This is a genomic window from Desulfuromonas sp. TF (assembly GCF_000472285.1).
GTDB lineage: Bacteria > Desulfobacterota > Desulfuromonadia > Desulfuromonadales > ATBO01 > ATBO01.
Window position 1 is genome coordinate 4,472 of sequence record NZ_KI421423.1, and the last position, 7,471, is coordinate 11,942.

A 7,471-nucleotide genomic window follows, 5' to 3' on the forward strand; every position below is an offset into this window, starting at 1 on the left:
ACTCCTTCTTGACCTCGATGTCCTCGAAGACCGCCTCGATGATGAAGGAGGCGTCGGCCAGGCTGCTCACATCCGTGGAGAAGCTGATGCGGCCGAGGGTCTCCTCCATCTGCGCTTCGGTGATCTTCTCCTTCTTGAGCATACGCGACAGGCTGGTGGTGATGGTCTTTTTCGCCCGGGTCCAGCTCTCTTCGCTGACGTCGACGACCTTGACCTGGAAACCAGCCTGGGCGGCCACCTGAGCGATTCCGGCCCCCATGCTGCCTGCTCCTGCCACTCCGATTGTCTTGATCTCTTCGATATTCATCTCAAGCTCTCCTTTTGGGTTTTTTTATAGGTCGTATAGGTCCTGTGAGTCGTATAGGACCTATAAATGTTTAAAGTCTTTCACCGGCTCTGAAACTCGGGCTTGCGCTTTTCGGCAAACGCGGTCAGCCCTTCCTTGGCGTCGTGGGTCTTGAGATTTTCCAGCCCGTGTTTGCGCTCGACGGCCAGGGCCTGCTCCATGGGCAGGTCGATTCCCTCGTAGACCGCGGCCTTGATGGAGCCCAGGGCCTTGCCGGCTCCGGAGGCGAGCTTGTGGGCGAACGTCATGACCTCCTCCATGAAGTTCTCGGCTTCGATGACCTGGTCGATCAGGCCGATCTCCAGCGCCTCCTCGGGCCCCATGGTCTTGCCGCGAAGCAGGATGTCCAGAGCCTTGGAGAGTCCGACGAGCCGGGGCAGGCGCTGCGTGCCGCCGGCGCCGGGGAGGATGCCGAGGGTCGCCTCGGGCAGTCCGATGAAGGCCTTGCCGGCCGCCATGAAGCGGTAGTCGCAGGCCATGGCCAGCTCGCACCCCCCGCCCAGGGCGTGGCCGCCTATGGCGGCGATCACCACCTTCTTCATGCCGCTGAGCAGATTGTTGGCGTCCTGCAGCAACCTGGAGAAGGCTTCGGCCTCGCTTTGACTCTGGGCGGCCATTTCCTTGATGTCGGCCCCGGCAATGAAGGCCTTCTCCAGGGCGCTGGTGATGACCACCACGTTCACGTCTTCCATCCTGTCGACTTCGCTGAAGGCCTCGAAGAGCTCCCGGCCGAATTCGCCGTTGAGAGGATTGGTGGGAGGGCGGTTGAGGCTGACGGTGAGAACACGCTCTTCTTTTTTCAGGGTGATGTATTGGTATGGCATTTGGTTTGCTCCGTTTGGCCGCTTGTACGGCTTCCCTTGTCCTAGGTTTCCGGAGGCGTTTACTTCGGGCCTCCAGGCTGCCTTATCCCACTTTCAGCACGAGAGAGGCCGCCGTGTCCCCGGCGGCGCAGCCGGCGAAGAGCAGATAGCCGCCCCCCTTCTGAACCAGCTCCTCGATTCCTTCGATGACCAGGCGGCCTCCGGTGGGCGCCTGGGGGTGGCCGTAGATCAGCGACGAGCCGTAGTTGTTCATGCTGTTCACGTCGAGGCCCATGACCTTCGCCATGACGATGTCGTTGGCGGCGAAGGGGTTGTGGGTCTTGACGGCGGCCAGCTCCGAAGCCTTGATCCCGGCGCGGTCGAGGGCCATCTGCGCCGACGGGGAGACGGCGGCGGCCATGAATCCCTTCTTGGCCCGGGCAAAGCCGAAGGAGACGAGCTGGACCTCGATGCTCGGGTTGGCGCTCATCTCCCTGGCCTTCTCGCGGGTCGTCACCGACAGGCCGCAGTTGCCGTCGGCCGGATGAGTCTGAGTGCCGAAGGTGTGAACGCCGTCGGGAAGGACGGGTTTGAGGCCGGCCAGTCCCTCGGGGGTGCTGGCCGTGATCCCCTCGTCGGCATCGAGGGTGATGGTCTTTTTCTTCGAGATCTGCACCTCGGCCGGGAACATGTAGCGCTTCTGGAACTCCCGGTCGTTGGCCAGGGAGTCCTGGTACTGCTCCTGCCTGCGCAGGGTGATGGCGTCGCATTCCTCGCGGGTCACGCCGTTTTCCTTGCTGACGTTCTCCGCGGTCTGGATCATGGCGCCGCCGGCCCAGGGATCCTTGCCGAAGTTGTCCATCACCCAGTTCTCGGCGATGACCTGTCCGCCGGGGCCGGCCGGATTGGGCCATACAGCGTGGGGACCGTTGGAACAGCGGTCGGCCAACAGGCACCAGCTGTTCTGGAACATACCGGTTTCAATGCCCATCCCGGCCTGGTAGATGGTGGTGGTCGGGGTTGAGCAGGCCTGACTGACCAGAACACCGGGAGCCCCGGTGGCGCCCATCATCGCCGAAGCCCAGGGGCCGCTGTAGAACCACTGCTTCTGGTAGACCGTGCTGCCCACCAGGACGTAGTCGAAACTTTGCGGATCCCATTTTTTGATTTCGAAGAAGCGTCTGGAGGTATCAGCCCCCAGGACGATCGAATTCTCGTTGGCGAGGCTCCCCTGCCAGCGGGCGAAGGGGGTGCTGTAGTAGCCTCCGTAAGGGATGTAGGCTTTTTTCAACATGGTTTTCTCTCCTAAGTGAAATTCAGTTTGAGACTGAGATTAAGGTTTGGTATTACCGTCCTCTGTCTTCCCGCCTTCGCCAAGGCTTCGGCGGGCAAGCCGTCATCTGTCTTCAGATCCGGATCCGTCCGTCCACGGCATAGACCGCGTCCTCGAAAGCCATGATCGGATTCAGGTCCATCTCCTGGATCATCGGCAGGTCGGTGAGGAGCAGGGAGATGCGCTGGATGAGGTCGACGACCTTCTCCTTGTCGATCCCCTTCTCCCCCCGGATGCCGTCGAGAAGCGCGGTGGTCTTGATGGATTTGAGCATCTCCTGCGCCTCGTAGCGGGTGACCGGCGCGATCTTGAACACCACGTCCTTGAGGACCTCGACGTAGATGCCGCCGAGGCCGAACATCACGAGGTGGCCGAGGTCCTGCGCGGCGGTGGCGCCGATGATCAGCTCGCGGCCGCCGGGGAGGAATTTCTGCACCAGGAACTTGAGCTTGCCGAATTGGCCCAGGGCGCCCTGCATCTTCTCCACGGCCGCGCGGACCTCCCCGGCGCTCTTGAGGTTGATGACGACCCCGCCCATGTCGCTCTTGTGATCGATCTCCTCGGAGTCGACCTTGACGACGACGGGGTAGCCGATGCGGTCGGCGGCGTCGACGGCATCGGCGGCGCTCTCCACCACCTCCCATGGGGCGACGGGGAGGCCGTAGGCTTCGAAGATGGAGTAGACATCGGAGGCCGAGAGGATGTCGCGGCCGGCCTTCCGCGCCTGCTCGATGATCGATGCGGCTCTGGCTGCATCGATGCCGGAGAAGGTTTCCGGCTGTCCGATGTCGCGGTGCTGGAGTTGACCGTAACGCGTCAGCGCCCCGAGGACCTTGGCGGCATCGCTGGGATTGGCATAGAAGGGGACGCCCCCTTCCTTGAGGATGCTCATGGTTTTGCGGTACCGCTCCTTGCTGAGGTCGGTCATGAAGTTGCACACGAGCGGTTTTTTTGCCTGCCGGCTCACCTCCACGATCTCCCGCGCCACGGCGTCGGTGTCGGTGAAGGGGGCGGTGACGAAGTTGATGAAGATGCTGTCGATCCCTTCGTCTTCGAGCAACACGTCCATGGCGGCACGGAACTGGGGACCTCCGGCGGTGGCCACCACATCGATGGGATTTTCCAGCGCGGCTTCGGGGAACTGGGTCTGCTTCAGTTTCTCGATCGATTTATCGGAGATCTTCGGCACATCGAGGCCGCAATCGACCAGGACGTCGGTGGCGATGACCGCCGGACCGCCGGTATTGGTGATGAGGCCGACGCGGTTTCCGGCCGGAATCGGCTGCGAGGAGAAAGCCCAGGCCGCCCGCACCATCTCGCCCTCATCGGTGAAGGAGAGGATGCCGGTCTTCTCGAAGATCAGCTCGGTGGCGATATCCACTCCGGCCAGGGAGCCGGTGTGAGAGGAGGCAGCCTTGGCGCCCTGCTCGGTGCGGCCGGCCTTCATGGCCAGGATCGGCTTTTTCGCCGAGACCTCCCGGGCCACTTCGAGGAATTCCCGTGGGTTGGAGAACCCTTCGGTATAGAGAATGACCGCCTTGGTCCCATCGTCCTGGCCGTAATATTGAACGATCTCCGGGATGGAGATGTCGCTGGCGTTGCCGTTGGAGGCGTAGAAGCGCTGGCCGATGCCGAGATCGAAGAGCGCCTGCATGATCAGGGCGCCGACTCCGCCGCTGAGAGCGACTACCGAGATGGAGCCGGGCTCGGGGTAGGTGAAGGTGAAATTACAGTAGGCCTTCAGGTCCGGATCGGAGTTGATGATCCCCTGGCAGTTGGGGCCGAAGATCCGCACCCCGTACTTCTTCGCCGTGGCGAGGAATTCCTCCTGGAGTTTTTCTCCTTCCTCGCCCATCTCGCTGAAGCCGGCGGAGTTGATGATGACGGCCTTGATCCCTTTTTTGCCGCATTCTTCGATGGTCTGCGGAACGAACTTGCTGGGGATGATGACGTGGGCCAGATCGACTTCTCCGGGAATTTCGTCGAGAGATTTGTAGGCCTTGATCCCCCGGATGTCGGGCGCATTGGGATTGAGAGGGTAGATTTTGCCCTTGTACCCGTAGGTCTGCAGATTTTTCGTGATGACGTTGCCGATGGAGAGTTCCTTGGTAGAGGCGCCGATAATCGCCACCGCTTTCGGCTTGAAGAGTGCGTCCAACATTTTATACTCCCTCCTCGATCTGTTCGATAAAGGCTTCGACGTTAGTTTTTGTCTGTTCATCCGAGACGCAGCGAAGGTCGTTGAGGTCGCCGGAAATTACCAGGCTGGGGATGCCGGTTTCCGCTTCGAGCCGCTGGGGCATCCCGTAGCGGCTGTTGGAGTTGTAGGGACAGGTCTTGGCGTCATGGTAGATGATTCCGTCGACGTCGAACTTCTCCAGCATCTCCTTGATGTACTTTTCCTTGTACTCGTCGGAGCGGACGATGAAGAGTTCGAGATAGGCCCTGGCCATGCTCCGGAAGGGATCCTTCGAATCGAAGGCCGGGAAAATCCAGCTGCTGCAGTACGTGGAGGCGAGAACGTTGGCCCGAAGGTTCGAGAATAGTTCCGAATGCTGCCGGAGGCGGCCCCATACCGGCATGCCGTCCCAGTAGATGCGGACGGCCTCATCCTCGACGGCGCCTATCCCGTTCTCGATCCTCTGTTGGAGTTCCGCAAGAAGGACCTTGTAGTATTCTACGGCCTGGCGGGTACCTCGCAGCACGACGGCCGGTCCCATGTGAATCGTGCCGTCGAAGAACGTCAGAGGGGCAGGGCGGGCTGTGGCGGTCTCCAGGACCTGCTTCCACAGCTCGGTACATTCCCTGGACAGGGCGACGGTTTCACGCAGGCGCTCCATGTCCAGGCGCTCTCCAGAGATCTCCTCAAGGGCGGGCACCAGTGCTTCGATCTGCCGGGTAACGTCATCGATGTGCGCGTCGGTCACGTCGGTGAGGTTCTTGGGAGAGGTGACGCCGATGGAGGGAACGCCCAATTCCTTGGAGTACCAGGAGAACCAGTCCTGAACGTCTCGGCACTGATTGGTGTTATAGACCAGCACATCGGGTCTGGGCACCGATTTGATTCCCTCGAAGGCGTTCGCCAGCGGGGTTTTTCCCGTCAGAAAGGAGCCGATGTCCGCCGTGAGGTAGGAGCAGATGTCCGGGGAGTAGCCGATGGCGTTCGCCTCCGGGATCAGATCGGTGGACATGCGGGTTGCCCCGAGCATGGCGGCGTGGTTCTCCGGAAAGTGAACCGCGAACCCCATGGCTCTGAGCAGTTCGGCCGGACCGACGCTCGTGCACCAGGCGACCTTCCGGCTGCCTGTGGTGGATGCTTCGTTCAGGTCGTAGAAGTAATCAGCCATGATCTTGTTCATCTGATCGGCGGCCTGGATTTTCTTTCTGATAATCTTTTTTTCCTCAGCCATAGATTTCTCCCTGGGCGATGGTTTGATGGCGTAGCCATCCTCTGAGCTTTTGCGAGTGCATCAACATCGAGCTATTTCTTGTTCTCGAGTGCGTAAAGGGCGGCTCCGATCGCCCCGGCCAGTTGTGGGAACTCCGGGAGCAGGACCGGCTCGCCCAGCAGCTCCTCAGCCATTTCGACGATATACGGGTTGTTGGCGACCACCCCCCCGGTCATGACCACTTTGTGCGTCCGGGAATCCATCTCCAGCACCCGTTTGATGACCGAGTAGAAAAGTCCCTTGACGATATCGGCCACTTTCTTGCCATGGCGGATGTTTTCGAGAACCTCCGTGGCCGAAAAGACCGTGCAGTAGCTGCCGAGTTTGACCATGTCCTCGGATTGACGGGCCAGCTGGTCCAACTCTTCAAGAGGAATGTCAAGGCGAACGGCCATCTCTTCGAGAAAGGCTCCTGTTCCGGCAGCGCACTTGCGGTTCATCTTGAAACTGCTCCGGCGTCCGTCACGATCGACCTTGATGATCTTGTTGTCCTGACCCCCGATGTCGATGACGGTAATGGCTTCGGGAAAGTAATGGTGGCATCCCTTGGCGATACAGCCGATTTCAGTCTTGCTCTCTTCGGTGATGAAAGAGACGTTGGCGCGGCCGTATCCCGTGGAAACGGCATGCGCGATATCTTCTCGGCTCTTTCCGGCCATCTTCAGCGAAGCCTCGAGACAGGACAGGGCGGTTGCGGCAAAATCGGTTCCGGTCTTCTTGACCGCATGACCGATAAGCCGCTTCCCGGAGTCGATGATTGCGACCTTTGTTCTCGATGCCCCGAGATCGAGGCCCACATAAACTGGTTCAGACATAATCGCCTCTAAAGCGCTAACCTAGAGAATCAGAACCGGACTCTTGACCCGGTGGATGACGTAGTTGGAGACGTAGCCGAAGAGAAGATTCCGGAACTCTCCTTCGGTGTGCCGGCCGATGACCAGAAGGTCGTAGTCGCCGCTGTCGGCGAGCGCGCAGATGGTTTTGCGGGGATATCCGTCTACGACCATCGCCTCGGCTTTTATCCCCTCTTTGAGGAAGACGTCCTTCTGCTCTTCGATGAATTTTTTTGCGGACGCGCGGGCCTTCTCCTCGATCATCTCGAACTGACTCGCCGGAATTCCGCGATAGTTGATTTTCTCCAGGACGAACACGTGAAGAAGGCTCAGGGTGCAGTTCCGGAACTTGTCTTTCATCGCCAGCACGGTTTTTACGGTCCTCTGCGCCTGCGGCGAATCGTCGAGGGGAAGCAGTATCTTCATGTCGTTCATGGTTTCTCTCCTGTTTTCTTGGGCTCTAGGAGCCTGTCGGCCTATCCATGAGCCGGCTGCAAAATCGTCTGTTTGGCCCATATTCGGGCTCCTTTTTGACGAATAGCTATAGCTATTGGTTCTCAAACGAGCCCGAATCTGGTCTCAAACAGCCAATTTTTCGCTTCGGCCCGTATAGTCCGACAGCCTCCTAGCCGCCGTAGTTATAGACAAGCCGGGGGAGCAGCAGAACCAGATCCGCCCAGTAGGTGAAGACGAAAAGGAGCAGGATC

General features: G+C 60.0%; 7 protein-coding genes. All 7 read right to left on the bottom strand.

The window, feature by feature from the left end; genetic code table 11:
* Positions 1 to 307: 3-hydroxyacyl-CoA dehydrogenase family protein (locus DTF_RS26265; RefSeq protein ID WP_226989379.1), on the bottom strand; the 307-nt coding region annotated here is incomplete at its 3' end.
* A gap of 80 nt (positions 308 to 387) precedes the next feature.
* On the bottom strand, positions 388 to 1,170 hold the full coding sequence (locus DTF_RS0115890) for an enoyl-CoA hydratase/isomerase family protein (RefSeq protein WP_027716120.1): 783 nt from the start codon (positions 1,168 to 1,170) through the stop codon (positions 388 to 390).
* An 82-nt stretch (positions 1,171 to 1,252) separates the two neighbouring features.
* Positions 1,253 to 2,443: a thiolase family protein gene (locus DTF_RS0115895; RefSeq protein ID WP_027716121.1), complete on the bottom strand. Its 1,191-nt coding sequence runs from the start codon at positions 2,441 to 2,443 to the stop codon at positions 1,253 to 1,255.
* 112 nt (positions 2,444 to 2,555) lie between these two features.
* On the bottom strand, positions 2,556 to 4,643 hold the full coding sequence (locus tag DTF_RS0115900; protein ID WP_027716122.1) for an acetate--CoA ligase family protein: 2,088 nt from the start codon (positions 4,641 to 4,643) through the stop codon (positions 2,556 to 2,558).
* Between the two features lies 1 nt (position 4,644).
* Positions 4,645 to 5,892, bottom strand: a complete 1,248-nt coding sequence (locus DTF_RS0115905) for a 2-hydroxyacyl-CoA dehydratase subunit D (protein WP_027716123.1) — start codon at positions 5,890 to 5,892, stop codon at positions 4,645 to 4,647.
* Positions 5,893 to 5,963: 71 nt separating this feature from the next.
* A complete protein-coding gene (locus tag DTF_RS0115910; RefSeq protein ID WP_027716124.1) occupies positions 5,964 to 6,746 on the bottom strand; it encodes an acyl-CoA dehydratase activase in 783 nt (260 codons plus the stop codon).
* A 21-nt stretch (positions 6,747 to 6,767) separates the two neighbouring features.
* A complete protein-coding gene (locus tag DTF_RS0115915) occupies positions 6,768 to 7,199 on the bottom strand; it encodes a universal stress protein (RefSeq protein ID WP_027716125.1) in 432 nt (143 codons plus the stop codon).
* Positions 7,200 to 7,471 lie beyond the last annotated feature (272 nt).